The organism is Mariniflexile sp. (genome assembly GCF_052728615.1).
Genome location: NZ_JBFVFE010000009.1, coordinates 42651 through 60978, shown reverse-complemented (window position 1 = coordinate 60978; position 18328 = coordinate 42651). Strand labels below are relative to the sequence as shown.

Annotated in this window: 12 protein-coding genes; 2 read left to right on the top strand and 10 right to left on the bottom strand. The window is 36.1% G+C overall.

Going from position 1 to position 18328, the window contains the following annotated elements:
* Positions 1-134: 134 nt before the first annotated feature.
* Positions 135-2924 (top strand): alpha-amylase family glycosyl hydrolase, encoded by a 2790-nt coding sequence (locus tag ACU1LP_RS05540; protein WP_445735791.1) that lies wholly within the window; start codon positions 135-137, stop codon positions 2922-2924.
* A gap of 442 nt (positions 2925-3366) precedes the next feature.
* On the opposite strand, the gene ACU1LP_RS05535 is transcribed toward ACU1LP_RS05540, so the two are convergent.
* The 7 genes from ACU1LP_RS05535 to ACU1LP_RS05505 form a co-directional block, all read right to left on the bottom strand.
* The gene (locus ACU1LP_RS05535) at positions 3367-4053 is read right to left on the bottom strand and encodes an NUDIX hydrolase (protein ID WP_445731442.1); all 687 of its coding nucleotides are present in this window, start codon (positions 4051-4053) and stop codon (positions 3367-3369) included.
* A 219-nt stretch (positions 4054-4272) separates the two neighbouring features.
* Positions 4273-4929 carry a fructose-6-phosphate aldolase gene (gene fsa, locus ACU1LP_RS05530; RefSeq protein WP_445731443.1) on the bottom strand — a complete coding sequence of 219 codons (657 nt, stop codon included), beginning with the start codon at positions 4927-4929 and terminating at the stop codon, positions 4273-4275.
* A 19-nt stretch (positions 4930-4948) separates the two neighbouring features.
* Entirely contained in the window at positions 4949-6985 is a 2037-nt protein-coding gene (locus tag ACU1LP_RS05525; protein WP_445735790.1) for a transketolase family protein, read from the bottom strand.
* A gap of 1200 nt (positions 6986-8185) precedes the next feature.
* Positions 8186-8650, bottom strand: coding sequence for a PepSY-like domain-containing protein (locus ACU1LP_RS05520; protein WP_445731454.1), 465 nt, complete (start codon positions 8648-8650; stop codon positions 8186-8188).
* Between the two features lie 170 nt (positions 8651-8820).
* Positions 8821-9297 (bottom strand): PepSY-like domain-containing protein, encoded by a 477-nt coding sequence (locus ACU1LP_RS05515; protein WP_445735789.1) that lies wholly within the window; start codon positions 9295-9297, stop codon positions 8821-8823.
* 76 nt (positions 9298-9373) lie between these two features.
* Complete coding sequence (locus ACU1LP_RS05510) at positions 9374-10642, bottom strand: sensor histidine kinase (RefSeq protein WP_445733647.1); 1269 nt, start codon at positions 10640-10642, stop codon at positions 9374-9376.
* Positions 10643-10645: 3 nt separating this feature from the next.
* The gene (locus tag ACU1LP_RS05505; protein WP_445731457.1) at positions 10646-11320 is read right to left on the bottom strand and encodes a response regulator transcription factor; all 675 of its coding nucleotides are present in this window, start codon (positions 11318-11320) and stop codon (positions 10646-10648) included.
* Positions 11321-11634: 314 nt separating this feature from the next.
* Here ACU1LP_RS05505 and ACU1LP_RS05500 point away from each other — a divergent pair, with 314 nt between their 5' ends.
* Complete coding sequence (locus tag ACU1LP_RS05500; protein WP_445733646.1) at positions 11635-12363, top strand: phosphatase PAP2 family protein; 729 nt, start codon at positions 11635-11637, stop codon at positions 12361-12363.
* 41 nt (positions 12364-12404) lie between these two features.
* On the opposite strand, the gene ACU1LP_RS05495 is transcribed toward ACU1LP_RS05500, so the two are convergent.
* Genes ACU1LP_RS05495 through ACU1LP_RS05485 form a run of 3 tightly spaced genes read right to left on the bottom strand, consistent with a single transcriptional unit; the run spans position 12405 to position 17578 of the window.
* Positions 12405-15404 (bottom strand): efflux RND transporter permease subunit, encoded by a 3000-nt coding sequence (locus ACU1LP_RS05495; RefSeq protein WP_445733645.1) that lies wholly within the window; start codon positions 15402-15404, stop codon positions 12405-12407.
* The gene (locus ACU1LP_RS05490; RefSeq protein ID WP_445733644.1) at positions 15401-16321 is read right to left on the bottom strand and encodes an efflux RND transporter periplasmic adaptor subunit; all 921 of its coding nucleotides are present in this window, start codon (positions 16319-16321) and stop codon (positions 15401-15403) included. Before ACU1LP_RS05490 ends, ACU1LP_RS05495 begins: the two co-directional genes overlap by 4 nt.
* Positions 16322-16327: 6 nt before the next feature.
* Positions 16328-17578, bottom strand: coding sequence for a TolC family protein (locus ACU1LP_RS05485; protein ID WP_445733643.1), 1251 nt, complete (start codon positions 17576-17578; stop codon positions 16328-16330).
* Positions 17579-18328 lie beyond the last annotated feature (750 nt).

The following is an 18328-nucleotide window of genomic DNA, read 5'->3' as shown; positions in this document are numbered from 1 at the left end:
ATTCTATATCATATTGAGCCTGTCGAAATATTTTATCCTACTGATAATCAATATCGGTTTCGACAAGCTCAACCTGACAAATAAAATACAATACACTTTTTATACAGCCTCTTTTTTTTTCAAAATACCATACGATGAAAAAAATTATATATGTACTTAGTTTCTTTTCCTTTTTGCTTTTATCGGCACAAGAACAGCAAGTTACTATAAGTATTGACAAAACAGAGTTTTCAGCCAACGATGCGCTCACAATTACAGTCTCTAATGTGGACCCAACCTTATGGAACGCGGGGCAACCAAACAATATTTACATCTGGGCTTGGTATTTTGATTTGAATGGTGCTGCAGCGGGCGATTCTCCAACTAATGGATCATGGAACGCATCCAATGCCTTGCAACAACTTACCAATAATGGAAACGGCACCTATGGATTCACATTTACCCCAAGTTCATTGTTTGGAACTACAAACATCTCAAAGATTGGCTTTTTACTAAAAGCCAGTAATGGCACATCGACAGGCAGTGGTGATAAAAAATCCCAAAATACTTTTTTAAATCTTGCCATAAATGAACTGACTTTAACAGCACCAAGCGATTATCTTACAGTTGTTAATTCTGGAACATTAATCAATATTTCTGCGACCACAACTCAATTCTCCAATTTCACTTTAAGAGCAAACGGAACTCCAGTTAATACCGCAAATGGAATTAAAAATTATAGTTTTGATTATGCGTTAACTTCAGATGTAGATTTTGTGCTTGAGGCAAATGATGGTCACATTACGGTTTCTGAATCTTTTAAAGCTAGACTCTCTCCAAGCAGTCCAGTTCCATCGGGCATGTTGGACGGCATTAACTTAAACCCTAGCGATAATACAAAAGCAACCTTGGTACTATATGCGCCGAATAAATCAACAGTCCATGTGATAGGTAATTTTAACAACTGGCAGGAAAATATAAGCTACAATATGAATAAAGATACTGCAAGGGATAAATTCTGGATTGAATTAACGGGATTAACTCCAAACACAAACTATATGTTTCAATATTTGGTTGATTCTACGATTAAAATTGCAGACCCATATTCAACTACTATTTTGGATGAAAACAACGATTCGTCTATAAATTCAACAACATATCCGAACTTGCCACCTTACCCTACGGGTTTAACAAATCATGCTGTAACGCTACTACGAACAGGTGAAGTGGCGTACAATTGGCAAATTTCAAATTTTCAAAAACCTAATAAATCCGACTTAGTTATATATAAAATGCTTATTCGAGATTTTGATGTGCTTCATAGTTTTGATGCTATAAAGGCACGTTTGGATTATATTCAAGATCTAGGTGTGAACGCTATTGAATTATTGCCCGTTAGTGAGTTCGACGGAAATAAAAGTTGGGGATATAACCCTTCTTTTCACATGGCGCTAGATAAGTATTATGGAACACCAACAGCTTTTAAACAATTTATTGATGAATGCCACAGCCGAGGCATAGCGGTTATATTAGATGTTGTTTACAATCATGCCACGGGCCAAAACCCTTTTTATCGCTTATGGAATACTGATAATGGCGGTTATGGTGGGCAAGCATCTGTTAATAATCCGTTTTTTAACCAAACGGCTACTCATACGTATAGTGTTTTTAATGATTTTAACCATCAATCTAAAGCTACTAACAGTTATGTTGAAAGGACTGTAAAATACTGGATTCAAGAATATAAAGTAGACGGTTTCAGATGGGATTTAACGAAGGGGTTTACACAGCATTGTACGTCTTCAGATGAAAATTGTACGAATGGATTTAACAAAGATAGGGTTGAAGTTTTAAAGAAATATGCCGATTATCAATGGGCAATGGATTCTGGTTTTTATGTCATTTTTGAACATTTGGGAGGTATCGATGAAGAAAAGCAATGGGCAGATTATCGAATTAATGAAGGTAAAGGTATCATGCTTTGGAATAACTTAAATGCTTCTTATAACGAAGCGACCATGGGGTATCATGATAATAATAAATCTAATTTTTCAAACGTATCATATTCAGTAAAAGGATTTGATGGGCCTTCCGCCGTTTCTTATATGGAAAGTCATGATGAACAGCGTTTAATGTATAAGAATCTACAGTTTGGCAATTCAAGCGGTAGTTATTCAGTTAAAACAGCAAATACTGCTTTGGCAAGAATGCAAACGGCAGGTGCTTTTTTATTTACAGTCCCTGGCCCAAAAATGATTTGGCAGTTTGGAGAATTAGGATACGAAGTCGATATTAATTTTAATGGTAGAACTGGCGAAAAACCTATCCGATGGGAGTATGTAACGAACCCAGATAGAAAGGCAATATATGATGCATGGGCAAGATTAATATATTTAAAACATACTGAGCCCATTTTTAATACAACCAATTTTTCTATGGATGTAGGAGGGACAAATGGACTTAAAAGCATCCATTTAACTTTAGATTCCGCAACTGCGAATGACATTAAATATATTACGGTATTAGGTAATTTTGGGGTAACACAACAATCCATTAATACTAACTTTCAAGAGGGAGGAACTTGGTACGATTTAATGGATAAAACTGGAATAGCAACCTTTGATGGTACTGCCTCAACATTAAGTCTGGCTCCCGGTGAATTTAAAGTTTATGGAAACAAACCATCTACCTTGAGCACAAACTCCTTTAAAGGCACCTTGGATGTGGTTATATATCCCAACCCTGCGAACGGTTCTTTTTCAATAAATAAAAATGTTGAAGAATTAAAGATCTACGATATGACGGGGAAAATTGTAAAATCATATAAAGGCAACTTTGACAAGGGCTACGCTTTTGATGTAAGCAGTTTATCAAAAAGTATCTATTTAATAAAAATAACCAATAGTGTAGGTGAGCAAAGTACCAATAAGCTGGTTAAACTATAGTGTTGGTAAGTTTAGAATTGGTTAAGGACCAAAAAGCCTCCCTTTGCACGGAGGCTTTTTTAGTATTTATGCGAATCAAGAGTTAAAATATTGTAACTATTCAGCCGAATGGAAATTGGAATACGCGCTTAACTTAGGGGCGTTAGCCCCGCAGTTTTAGTAGCAAAATGGACCATGATGATGGATTAGGTGCTTTGGCCCTGACATCTTTGATAGAACAATTGTGTACGTGTTTGACATGTTTGTTAAATTTCAGGGCTATATCTTTTTTGTTCATTATCGTGTTATTTTACGAAGATAACAGGGCTACGCCCCTTTTATAATTAACGTTTGTATCTACGACGATTTTAGGGCCAACGCTCCCAATATTTGTCTTATAGATCGTAATGGGTTTTAATCTTTTCAACACTTGATTCGCATTATTTATTATTTTAACAAACCACTACAGATTAAAGTTTTGATCTAATTGATATAAAGCTTCATCAAAACGATAAAAATAGGCCCCTTTTCTGGATTCGGACATATCTTTCTCGTTAAGCTTTACCAAGTATTCCATTTGGGATACTTTTCTTCTGAAATTTCTTTTATCGATAACTTCGTCCAAAATACCTTCGTAAAGTGCTTGTAACTGGGGTAAGGTAAATTTAGCTGGCAATAAATTAAACGCTATTGGGGAATTTCTAACCCGTCTTCTCAATCTCTTTATGGCAGAATCCACCATGTCTTTATGATCGAAAACAAGTTCTGGCAACTCATCAATAGGAAACCATTTTGCGTTGTACTTGCTTACCTGTTCTTCATTGTACTCCGATTTTAAAATCATGGCACTATAAGTGGTCGAAACAACGCGACCCGAACTGTCTCTATTCGCTTTACCAAAGGTTTTAACCTGTTCCATATAGATGTTCTGCAACCCGGACAAATCATATAGAACCCTATTGGCGGCATCATCTAAATCTTCATCATTGCCTATAAATTCCCCAATTAAGGACCACTTGCCTATTTCGGGTTCAAAACCTCTGTGTATCAGCAATAATTCCAAACGGTTATCATTGAAGCCAAAAATAATACAATCAACAGCCAGTTTTATTTGTTGTATTTCTTTATATTTTCTTATATCGACACTCATGTTTTTAAAGAAATATTTTGGTAGATGACAAAAAACAGCTAGTTGTTATTCAGGTAGTTTATATCATTGGGGCCCTGCCTATCGGCATACCAAAATTAATTCGGCACAAGCACTCCCCTTGAAAAAAAGGGGAAAAATTGAACCCCTCTGCCTAAAGGCATCTCCCCTTGAAAAAAGGGGAGAAATATATATAACGGATTATTTAATTATTGAATTGGTTTATTTATTTCCTTTTTGGTAATCCAATAAAAACTGTGCCAACCCACTATCTGTTAAAGGGTGCTTTAACAAGCCTTTTATGGCCGATAACGGGCCTGTCATCACATCACTTCCTAATTTGGCACAATCAATAATGTGCATGGTGTGGCGCACAGACGCCGCTAAAATTTGGGTTTCGTAACCATAGTTGTCATAGATTAATCTTATTTCTGAAATCAGGTTTAAACCATCGGTAGAAATATCGTCCAGTCTTCCTATAAATGGGGACACATAGGTAGCACCAGCTTTTGCCGCCAATAATGCCTGACCTGCGGAAAACACTAGCGTTACATTGGTTCTGATCCCTTTGTCCGAAAAGTACTTACATGCTTTGATACCATCGGCAATTAATGGTACCTTAACAACAATTTGTGGGTGCAAAGCGGCAAGCATTTCGCCTTCTTTAACCATCCCTTCAAAATCTGTAGAAATAACCTCGGCACTTACATCGCCTTCAACCAAATCACATATTTTTTTATAATGTGTTAAAATATTATCGTAACCCGTAATGCCTTCCTTGGCCATTAACGATGGGTTTGTGGTAACGCCATCCAATACGCCTAAAGCTTGTGCTTCGGCAATATCCTTTAGGTTTGCTGTATCAATAAAAAATTTCATATTGTTTCTATTTAATTTATTAAACTGTTTTTAAATACTCCATTACATTTTGGCATACTTTTTCTCCTGTAAAGCCAAATTTTTCGTCTAAAACACTTGCTGGGGCAGAATATCCAAAATGATCAACACCGAATACTTTACCATTATCGCCAACAAGACCTTCTAAATTAACGGGCAACCCTGCGGTTAAACCATATAGGGGTTTGTTTTTAGGAATGACGCTTTCTTGATACGATTTGGATTGCTGTCTGAACAACCCTTCTGAAATAATGGACGCTATACTTACTTTTAGGTTTTCCCGAGATTCCAACAAGTGTGCTGCTTCTATTAAGGTAGATACTTCTGAGCCATTGGCAATTAATACCACGTCTGGATCATCTGCTTTTTTAACCAAATATCCGCCTTTTTCTGCAGCTAAAGCGTCTTTATATCTTGAAGACCCCATTGCTGGAACATCTTTAATGTTTTGTCTTGAAAGGATTAAACCAGTAGGCGTTTCATTATTTTCCAAAGCCATTTTCCAAGCTACAGAAGTTTCAGCAGAATCTGCAGGACGCATCGCCAAGAAACTGTTTTTACCACTATGGTTCTTCAATTTTTCCAATAATCTGATTTGGGCTTCTTGCTCAACAGGTTGGTGCGTTGGCCCATCTTCTCCTACTCTAAACGCATCATGGGTCCATACAAACTTTACTGGTAATTCTTGAATACCACTTAAACGAATGGCAGGTTTCATATAATCTGAAAACACAAAGAATGTTGCCACCACCGGAATAATGCCACCGTGCAACGCTATACCATTTGCAATGGCTGCCATTGTTAATTCGGCAACACCCGCTTGTAAAAACGACCCTGAAAAATCGCCTTTTTTAAGGGCCTGTGTTTTCTTTAAGAAGCCATCGGTTTTGTCGCTGTTGGATAGATCGGCAGATGACACGATCATGTTCTCTACTTTTCCGGCTAAATACGCCAGCACATTTGAAGAGGCTATCCTTGATGCCACTCCTGGTTTGTGCTCAATAGATTCGAAATCCAAATCTGGAAGCTTTCCTAATAAAAAGAAATCCAATTTACTGGCAAGTGCTCCATTTTCTTTTCTCCAAGCCTTTATTACGGCTTTCTTTTCTGCAGCTTTTGCTGTTTTTTCAGCAATTATTTTTTTATAAAATTCACTAACCTCAGTAAAAATATCAAACGGATTTTCGGTAGTTGCACCTAAATTTAATAAGGTTTTATTGTAATCTGCCCCAGTATGACCAATAGGCTGACCGTGTAATTCGCAATAACCTTCAAACATACTTCCATCTGCAGCCACAGCCCCTTTACCCATAATGGTTTTCCCAATAATTAAAGTCGGTTTTTCGGTTTCGTTATTGGCATCGGTTAAAGCCTTTCTTATCTCATCATGGTTATGTCCATCAATGGTAACTACGTTCCAACCCCAAGCTTCGTACTTCATGGCCGTATTTTCACTGGTTACCTCATCGGTAGCACTTGATAACTGAATGTCGTTGGAATCGTAAAACATGATAAAATTGCTCAAACCTAAATGGCCGGCAATTCTACCGGCACCTTGCGATATTTCTTCCTGTACCCCGCCATCAGAAATAAAACCATATATTTTGTGGTTCATCCAATCCCCAAATCGTGCCTGTAAAAATTTAGCGGCAATAGCAGCCCCCACGCCCATGGTATGACCTTGCCCCAATGGACCGGAAGTGTTTTCAATACCTCTGGCTACATCTACTTCTGGATGCCCAGGCGTAATGGAGCCCCATTGTCTAAAATTAGCAACATCCTCTTTTTCATAATTACCAAAAAGATAGTATTGCGCATACATCAACGTAGATAAATGGCCTGCATCCATAAAAAAGCGGTCCCTAAAAGGCCATTTCATGTCTGATGGGTCAAAATTAAAGAACTCGGAGTATAGAATGTGCATAAAATCCGCACCGCCCATGGGGCCACCTGGATGTCCTGAATTTGCCTTTTCTACCATGGCCACAGCCAATGCCCTAATATTATCTGCGGCTTGTTGATCTAGTTTTTTGTTCATTTTTATTATGGTTAATTTTTAATAGCCAACTGTTTAGCTGGAAAGCATTACACTGATTTTAGAAATAATTTTGCAAAACTACAAAACATTTGCCCTAATGGCTATTTTTAAATGCAATTATATATTTGCAAATATATACAAATAAAATCATAAGTGTATAAAAAACACTTATGATTTCTCACATTTGATTCGTCAAAAAAACAAACCCAATAAACAATAAGTTCAGAAAGAAATAAAAAAGTGCTCCAAAAAACTGAGAAGCTTTTCCTTTATTGTTCGGGCGGGGAGACTCCCTTCGCCTAACTGAAAGTAAACATGATCCGTAAACTTCTGGTCTACAAATTAATGTTTAGAAGAACACAAATACAAAACTGAAGTGTTCTTCATCCCACCATGTTCCCCATTCCCCGGAACTCAATCTACAGGAATATGTCAATCAAGATTTAAAGACCAATATCATTGTCAAGAAACGGGCAATAAACAAAGAACGGTTAAAGGATACCATTAATGCGAATCAAGAATTAAAATATTGTAACTATTAAGCCGAGTGAAAATTGGAATGCGCGCTTAACTTAGGGGCGTTAGCCATGTAGTAGCAAAATGGGCCATGATGATGGATTGGGAGCTTTGGCCCTGACATCTTTGATAAAACAATTGTGCATGTTTGCCATGTTTATTAAATTTCAGGGGTATATCTTTTTTGTTCATTATCGTGTTATTTTATGGAGATAACAGGGCTACGCCCCTTTTTATTTAATTAACGTTTGTATCTACAACGATTTTAGAGCTAACGCCCCTAATATTGTCTTATAAATCGTAATGGGGTTTAATCTTTTAAACACTTGATTCGCATTATTAATGAATTCATGAACAAAAGAAAAGAGATAAACCGCAAGTGAAAAAATATTTCCACCATAAGCACGCCAAATATGCCGCTTAGAGGTAAAATGAAGTATTTCTTTAAATCTATAAGCGTGGATTATTAATTACAATTCAAATATATATTTGAAATCTAAAGGAAATTTAAAGCTAGAATTGATTGTCCATAAAATGATTTTTGAGAAAAATAGAAGTGAATTCTAAAGTCAAATTAAAGTCATTCTAAAGCAAGAAGAAAAACATAGGACATAGAAAATAAAAGCCCACATCTTTTTGAGACATGGGCTTTTGGCACTCAATCAATCAACTTTGAAAACTCAACTAATCATTATCTTCTTTGTCATTTTCTTTCATGATTTCTTTTTTTACAATGTTACCATTTGCATCAATGGCAATTTCCACCATAATCTCTCCTTTTTTAATCTCAAATTCATAGAGCATTCCGTTTTTAGTTTCTGATATTTCAGATTCCTTGATCTTATATCCAGAATAGGCGCTCATTAATGATGATTTCACGTTTTGTGGCATCTCTTTCTCATCAATCTCATGTTCGGTTTCTTTCCAAGTACCATCTTCAAGATAATTTGCCGAATATTCTGTATTGTTCATTTTGAATTCTGCTTCCCATTCGGTAGCATTTTCTTTATCCCATTTTACTTTTTTGGCAGTAGGGAATTTCTTCGCAAAAGCATCCTTGACTTTTTGTGGCACTTGGTCTCCTGTTGATGAGAAGGCGAACATGGCACCAGCTAAAAATGTTCCTAAAATAATCTTTAATGTTTTCATGTTTATCGTTTTATAAATTAATAATGGTATAAATGTAGTACCTAATTCTAAAGTTGATTTTAAGGAAATCTAAAGTATGTTTCATTTAACATTATTTTAATAAAAAGGGCGCATCCCATAAAAGATACGCCCAAATTAAATAGTGAATTATAAGGGAATTTATTTGCTAATTAATCATTATCTTCATTGTCTCCATCTTCGTTATCTTCAGCTTTCTTTTCTTCTTTTTTTACGATGTTGCCATTAGCATCTATTGCAACTTCCATTTCGTTTTCATCTTTTTCAATACCAAATTCATAGACTTTTCCATCGGCAGTTTCAGAATATTCCATTTCTTCAATTTTATAACCCTCAAAATTTGTTTTAAGTGCCTCCATAACTATTTGGGGAACATCTGCCTCTCCTACTTCATATTCTGTCTCGACCCAAGAACCATCTACCATGAAATTTGAAGAATGTTCCTTACCGTTCATCTTAAATTCTGCTTCCCATTCTTTGTCAGATTCCATATCCCATGTTACATTTGTGGCTGTAGGGAATTTTTTTTCGAATGCATCCTTTACTTTTTGAGGTGCTCCATTTTCTTTGTTACAAGAAGTGAAACTCAAGAGTAGTCCTGTTAATGCGAGTAGTGTAATTTTTTTCATGTCATCTTAATTTTAAATTTATTGAATAAAAATAAACTTCAAATCTAAAAATGGTTTAAAGTAGTAAACCTGAAAGTTATTTTTGAAAATTTATCTGAAATATGTGTTCTCCCTGTCCATTAATGATTGAAGGCTGAAAACGATACGACGGCGTAAATCCATAATGCTCACATATTTTTTTCACAATGGCAAGCCCCAAACCGGATGATTGCGCATTGTTTCCTTCCTTATACAATCTAACAAAAAGCTTTTCTGGGTTGTTTAATGGATGCTCTCCACTATTTTTGATTATCAGGGAATCTGAAGTCGTCACAACATCAATATTTTCTTCGTTTTTGGTATATTTAATGGCGTTGGAGACAAGGTTGTTTATTAAAATGTCCGCAAGAAACGGGTCCATCGAAACGGATAACTTACCATTGGAACTATGTGAAATATGATTTATCTCCAACTCTTTGAAGTTTTCAATTTTTTCATTGATGAGGTTGGTAATATTGACCTCTTCAATATTTACGAATTGATTGTTGTCAATTTTGGTAAGTGTGGTTATTCTTTTATTGAGTTGTTTAAGTCTTTGAATATCCTTTTGAATGGATGTAATCTGCTCAAACTGCTTATCATTTATGGCGTGCTCATTGATGATGTTGTCTATTTTTGCCTGAATGATTGCCAGAGGTGTTTGGATTTCGTGGGATACATTTTCCGTAAACTGCTTTAAGTTTTCGTAATCGACCTTTACTTTATCTGTTAAGAGCAAAATTTGACTTTTCAGCTCCGAGAATTCCAATATATCACTATCCACCAAATGGATGGACTTCTGTGATGTCAATGAAAACGTTTTCATCTGTTCCAGGTTATCGAAAAATGGTTTCCAAAGCTGAAGGTTTCTTGCAGTGTTGAAATAAAACAGAAAAATAAATGCAATTACAAATATGGTTATGTTAGAGAACACAATGGCCATTAGAATATCCTCCGACTCAACCACCAAGGTCCTTACGGTAATATGGTAGTTTACATTGTTTATTCTTTTGTAAGTCGAAAGCTCCCTAAAAAGCTCCATTTCATCTTGGGAAGGGTCATAAATTATGGTGTCTTTTAGCACCATGGGCCTTAAGTTTTCAACCGTTTTAACCTCGGCAACAGGTGGCAATGAAAACACCTGTCTGTTTGAATTAAGTGAAGCTTCCACCCGTGCTTCGGTAGAATACAATTCTTCCTCAACTTCATTTTGCAACAAATTTTTGGTATAAAAATACAAAGCAATGGAACTTAATAGTACCAAAACCAATCCTGTTAAAAGGAAGGTTATGGACGTTTTTCTTATGAGTTTTATTTTTTTGGTCACTTGCTAATCTTCTATAAATTTATAACCACTTCCATAAGCCGTCTTGATATATTTTGAACCTTCGGCAGTTAGTTTTTTGCGTAAATTATTGATGTGCACGTAAATAAAATCAAAATTATCCAACAAATCGCTATCGTCTCCCCACAGATGTTCGGCGATAATTTCTTTGGAAAGTACACGCCCTTTGTTCGAGATAAAGAAAACCAACAAATCGTATTCTTTTTTTGTCAATGAGATTGATTTTCCGTCTATGTAAACGGTTCTGGATTTGGTGTCAATTCTTATTTCATTAAATTCAATCAGCTCATCACCACCAAACTTCCCTCTTCTTAAAACTGCGGTTATCCTTGAGTTGAGTTCTGCCAGATGAAACGGTTTTGTGATGTAGTCATCAGCTCCGAGGTCAAGCCCTTCCAATTTATCGTTGAGGGAATTATTGGCAGAGATAATGATGACACCAGACCTTTTATTTTCTTTCCTCAATAGTTTCAAAACATCTATGCCGCTTCCAGTATTCAGGTTAATGTCTAAAATTATAACGTCATAATCATAGATATAAACCTTATCTGAAGCTTCGTGAAAGTCCGAAGCAACTTCACAAACATGACCGTCGCGCTGTAAATACGTAACTATTGATTGTTGTAAATCGATTTCGTCTTCGGCTATTAAGAATTTCATAGTGATAAATTTAAAACAATAAAATTAGTATGTGATTCTAAAGGAATATTAAAGCAAAAAAGAGAATGGCACAAACGAGTTTAAATTTTCTTTAGAATTATGCCATACATTGCTCTCATATAGCAATATTAACCTAACAATACGTGAATAATGGATAACCCTATTGAGCCGAAAATGTTCCTTTCCCAACCCAAAAGGGTGATACCTTTTCTACATTTCAGGAATTTTTACACCCTTTAGGAAGGGGAAAAAGAAAAATTCAGTCTTAATTTTCTTATACGTTATTCACGTTAATAATAGTTATCTATGCAAACATGCAAAATCAGTTAAAAATACTTATTGAAAAATTTAAAATCTATTTATCTCGAAAGTTAGGCAAACACAATGAAAACCTTCCGTATGTCATTATCATTGCGGTTGCGTCAGTCATCGTTTTGGGTACGACGAAACTTTTTACGGAACTTACCGAAAATTTAAAAACCCATTTATTTACCGATCTTGACTTACAAATCAGCAATTATATCATTTCCTACAGAACTCCGGCCCTCACAAAGTATTTTACTTTCGTGACAAATACTGGAGGTGTCTATGGATATCTTATTGTATTGATTATCTGTTTAATAGTATTTTATTTGATTTTTAAAAATTGGAAATACGTTGTCCAATTGACCATCGTTTTAATAGTGTCCTCGTTCTCCAATGTGATACTTAAACAAATTACAAATAGAGCAAGACCGAACGTTGAGCAGCTGGTACCGGTTGAAACATTGAGCTACCCAAGCGGACATGCCATGACAGCCATGGCGTTTTATGGGTTTTTAATCTATTTGTTCTATACTTTCAAAATAAATGCGATATTTAAAACCGGTATCATTGCGTTTTTTATACTACTGATTTTGAGTATAGGTATTAGCCGAATTTATCTTGGTGTGCATTACCCTTCCGATATTTTAGGAGGCTTTATCGCTGGATTTATTTGGGTTATTTTTTCGATACTAATATTGAATGTGTTGAATATTTTCAGAAAGGACCCAAAAACGTAAAATTGTAAATAGCCTACAATTCCGTAAATCTCAAACTGATATTATTCCTTGATAATTTTCAAAATGGTAGGCAAAACAACAAGCAACAACGGTAACGCAAACACCAACCCTCCTATCACGGCAATGGCCAATGGCTGATGAAGCTGTGCGCCTGCACCAATGCCCAGTGCCAAAGGGGTTAGTGCCATGATTGCTGCAAAAGCCGTCATTAATTTAGGGCGCAGTCGTGCTGCAATTGAGTATTCAATTTTTTCAATATGTGAGAGGGATGCATCACTTTCCTGATACTGTCTGTATGTGAATATCGAGTTTTCCCCAATGATGCCTACAATCATAATGATGCCCGTATAACTTCCAACATTTAAGGGTGTTCCCGTTAAGTACAAACCCAATAAAGAGCCCGCAACTCCTAAAACAGCAATTACAATAATGGCCAAAGCGATTTTTATCTTTCTAAATAGAAATAATATCACGATAAACACCAATAATATGGCTGAAATCAATATCATCATCAACTCTTTAAATGCTTTCTGTTGTTCTTTGTAGGCACCGCCATATTCAATGGAATAACCGGCTGGCAGGGACAGATTTTTTGTTAAATGACTTTGAATGTCTTTGAGCGTTGAGCCCAAATCACGATTGTTGAGTCGTGCCGTAATAACACCCATCGATTTTTGGCTTTCCCTATTGATTTCCGCCACACCTTTGCCCATTTCAATAGTCGCTACTTGGTTGATGGGCACACTGGACCCGTTTGGCAATAAAATATCTGTATTTCTAATATCTGAAACAGACGTTTTGAGGGCGTTGGGATAAATAAGACGGATATCTACCAGTTGTTCTTTATCGATCATCGAGCTTACAACGGTGCCTTCAATTTGCGTTTGCAACTGCAATTGGAAATCGGCAACGGTCATCCCAAATTGTGCGAGTATGGGAACATTTGGAATAATCGATAAACTTGGACCCGCCACAATAATTCCATTGTTAACATCGGCTGTACCTTGTACGGTTTCAACTTCTGTGGCAATTCTTTTAGACAATTCTTCTAGTTTGTTGATGTCATTTCCAAAAACCTTGATTTCTATGGGCTGAACGGAACTCATCAAATCACCCAACATATCGCCAATTACCTGGCCAAAATCAATGGTTAACTGTGGTAATTTTTCTTCAATGCGCTTTCGTATTTCGTCTGAAACCTCTGTTGTAGTCTTGTTACGCTTGTCTTTCAGTTTTATTAAATAATCTCCTCGGTTGGGTTCGGTAATAAAAAAACCCATTTGTGTTCCCAATCGTGCTGAATAGGCTTCTACTTCTGGTTGAGTGTCTAAAACACCGTTCACGATTTGCAACATCCTGTCGGTTTCTTCCAAAGTGGTGCCTGACGGACTATAATAGTCCAATACAATACTGCCTTCGTCCATTTCAGGCAAAAATCCTGACGGTAATTTTGAAGGAACAACTATAAGAATAACAACACAAACAAGTAAAAATAAAATCCCTATAATTGGTTTGCCCAATACGCTATGGATCCATTTTGTTTTTGGTTCGTGCTTACGCTCCACCGATTTGTTTTTTGTAAACAAAATGGATAGTACAGGCACTATTAACCAGGTTGCCAAAAAGGAAGCAGATAAGGCGATAATCATACTAAATGCCAGCACTTTAAAGTAAGCCCCCGCAACACCTGTCATTAAAATAAAGGGAATAAAAATGACCAACGTGCTTAAGGAAGACCCCACCATTGCAGGAAATAGATGCGTTATGGCTTCGTGCGCCACCCAAGGCATGGGCTGTTCTGGATGCTCTTCCCTTATTTTATGTATTTGTTCTATGATAATGACCACATCATCTATCATCAAACCAATGGCAGCCGCAACCGCGCCCAAGGTCATAATATTAAATGTGTAGCCAATGGCATCAAGAACAATTAATGTTAAAGACAAGGACACCGGAATGGTAAACAGCACCACCATACTTGCCGAAAACGAACGCAAGAAAAAAATGACCACCAAAAGTGCCAGTACCAAACCAATCCACAGCACATCTTTGATACTGGCAATACTGGTGTTTACAAAATCGGCTTGTTTGTAATAGGGTTTTAACACGACTCCTTTGGGCAGTATTTTTGAGAGTTCGGCAACCTTCTGTTCTATCGTATTATTCACTTCAATAAGGTTGGCATTAGGTTGCTTTATGACCGCAATGATAGGGACGTTTTTACCGTTGGCAAGGATTTTTACATATTGCTTGACTTCGTTGACTTCAATGGCAGCAACATCTTTTAACCGAATCAATCGGTTGGGACTATTTATGATTACCAGGTTTTGTAAATCGTCAATATCATCCACTGCGTTGTCGGTAAGCGTCAAATACATTCTATTAAAATCTGTGATATAGCCATTAGATTGCAATACATTGGAATTGACCACAGCACTTTGAATCGTTGAAATAGAAATCCCCAATGATTTAATAATATCCGGTTTTAAAATAACCTGAAATTCTTTGTCCTTTCCACCTATTACCGCAATGTCCAAAACACCTGGGGTTGCGGCCAAATAGGGCTTCACCTGAAACTTCGCAATCTTCTTTAAATCTACTTGCAACAAGCCTTCGCCTTCCAATGAATAGCCCATAACGGGCAAGATGGACGGATTCATTTTTTCTACGGAAAAGGTAGTGTTTGGCAAAATACTCCCTTGCGACTGATTGATAAAAGATTCAATTTGGGCTTTGGCCGTATTGATATCCATATTCCAATCCAAAAAAACCGAAATTTCGCAACTGCCACGAGAGGTTGTACTGCGTATGTACTGCAAGCCTTCCGTTCTGCGAATGATGTTTTCCAAAGGAATTGTTACCGTAGTCATCATTTTGTCCACAGGTTGCTGTCCTGCATCGGCAATCACCTTAATTTTAGGGAATGTAATATCAGGAAATAAGCCAATCTTTAAATTCTGATAGGTAAAAACACCTCCAATGAGTATCAAAATACCTATGGCGAGTAGTGGGAATTTATAATTGGAATGCAAGTTTTTCATTGTTTCTTTGTACTTACGATGGTTGAATCTTGCATTTGATAAGCACCTTCAGTAATGACCAGGTCATTTACTTTAAGACCTTCGGACTTTACCTGAACAAGTGAATCGTTTTTAAGTAATGGCAGAACTTTCTGCTTTAGCGCAAGCGAATCGTTTACCACTTTCATCACCCAAAATTCTGATAGCAATTCATTGGTTTGCAAAGCTGTTTTGGGAATGGTCATGGCGGTTGCATCTTCTTTGTAAATGGTCCTAACCTGAACATTCAAATTTTCAGGAAGGTTCGCATTTGGCAAAGCAATTAAAAACACCTGCGATTGTGCCACAGGGTCTATGGTAGGTAAGGTTCCTGTTACTTTTGCAGTAAGTACTTCACCATTTTGCAAGATGATTTCGCACGATGAACCTATTTGAATGGCATCTTCATATTCGTAAGGCACATTTACTCGAATGACCAATGATTTTGGTTGAACAACAGTTGCCAATATATCACCCTCGGCAACATAATCGTTTGACGTAATATTTAGTACAGTTAAAACACCTGTAGCATTGCTTCTTACAGTTATTGGACTCACAAACTTTGATAACGAGCTATCTATTTTCACAGCTTCTTTAAGGGCATCCTGCTCTTTAGTTCTAACAGAAGCAAAGGATTGTCCAATACGAATGTCATCGCCAATTTTAAATTTCATCCTAGAAATATAACCAGTGACATTTGAGCGTATATTTTCTTTTTTTTGATATTGCGTAACGCCATTGAACATGAGGTATTCCTTGATATCGTTTTGCTGAACTGCAACTGCGGTTACATTTATGAGTGCTTTTTTTTCTGAAACTATTTCAGCTTTTTTCTTACAAGCATAAAAATTTATGATTATTGACAAAGCGACTATATATTTAAAATATGTTTTTTTCATAATCGATTACCAGTTTATAAAGTTATATTGGCTTTGCAATAACCAATGGTTGGTCTGCATTTGAAGTTTTGTATAGCCGTTTAATTTGTAATTTTGAATGACATTTAAGTAATCCACAATAGATACTTGTCCTTGAACCAATTTCCCTTTGTAGATTTCCAAAACAGTTTCTTGATTTTTCAATTGTTTTTCAAGCATTTGCATTGCTGTTTCCAACGCCTGAATCTGTTGTTCGATACTTTTTAGATTATTGTCAATCTGTACTTTGGAATTCTCTTTATAAAACTCTAAACTTTCTTCTTTTAAAATACTTTGCTGCGCATTGTACTTTCGCTGCTTTCCGTCATAAATCGGAATCGTCAATCGCAGTCCTGCACTTGCTCCAAACTTATGATAGATATTGGGAATCTCCACGGCATTTAAACCCGTATTTGCATAGGCAGAAACTTGTGGCTTATACTGATTTTCAAAAACACGCTGATTGGCAACGATTTGTAAACTATCATTCTCAAATCTTTTCTCATAGAAAAACTGCGAAGGGTTTTGGTTGTCACTAATTTGAGGCGGTTCTAATTGGTCTGTAAATCCAGAAGGAGTACCACTTAAAGTATACAACTGATTAATCGCTGCGGTGAGGTTGGTTTGAATTTGTTGCAATTCCAATTTCTTGCCGTCAATATACAATTGCAACAACAAATAATCACTTTCCATCAAAATAGCGCGATTTACCAATAATTCTACAACCTGTAATCGATTTTCGAGGTCTTTAAGAATTTGTTTTGTAAAGCTCTCTTGCAGCTGTAATTGATATGCCATTATATAGACATCGGTAATATTTTTAATGATATTATGGGTAATTATTTCGGAAGAAAGCGAGATGGTATTGTTTTGGATTTTATTTTGAAACAATAAATTGTCCGTGATGGCTTGATTGAACAAGTTTTTGGTTACATTGATCTGTGCGGCGTACAAACCTCCATTTGTAATACCCACATCATACCCAAAAGCGGTGCTGGAAGGTGTTGTTGTAACGTCTATAATCTTTCCGTTGTTATCAAAATATGGAGCCACCAAAACTTCTGAAGTCGCATTGAGCAAAAAGGCCTTGTTCTGTGCGATTATAATACTGTTTTGGAGTTCTCCGATCTTCAACAGATTTCCGTTTTCCTTTAAAGCGGGCGTATTTTCTTTTGCTTGATTTAGAAAAAAATTGAGATTGTTCCCATGGTCTTGAGAGAAGCCAGATGAGAATATCAAACAGAAACATAGTGTTAGTTGATACGTTTTCACAAACAATACATAAGAATTTATTCAGCGAAAGTAAATGGCGATTCTAAAGACTATCTTAAGGAAGGGAAATATAAGCGGGAGGAAAAATAGTATTTAGGGGATATTTCAGGAAATCAAATTTATTTACTTCCCGATGCAGTATATTACACTACCCTAATTATATGGGATAAGGTGTTGTGTGTAGTACAGATGTGATACAACACATGGTTTTCAAAAGAAACCAAAAGATTATAAAATCTTATAAAATAAAACCTAAAAATTCCATGATGGTCAGAACAAGTCCAAAATTACAGTACCTTTTAACACCTTACACAACTCAATATTGTTAATTACCTCATCAATAAGCATTACTATTTTCGAACTTTTTTTTATTCAAACAAACCTATGATGCCACTATCATTATGCTCATTGAATGGTGGTTGGGTCAAGAGTTTTCGTCTAAAGTGCCATTGACGTTTAAATAATTAATCAATGTCTGCAAAAAGATGATTTGAATCATTCCTAAATTTTTGTTATAAATGAAGTTGGCCATTAGACTATTTACCGTTATAATATCAAGACCTATCACACTTCGAATAAATTTACCCAATGGCGATTCTCCATATTTTCAATATATTCTTCCTTTTTACCAAGACCTTACTGAAATAGGAAAGATATTTCAAAATAAAAAGCAGCCTTTAGTTCAATCCTCAATTGAAATTATCACAGACCTTTTTT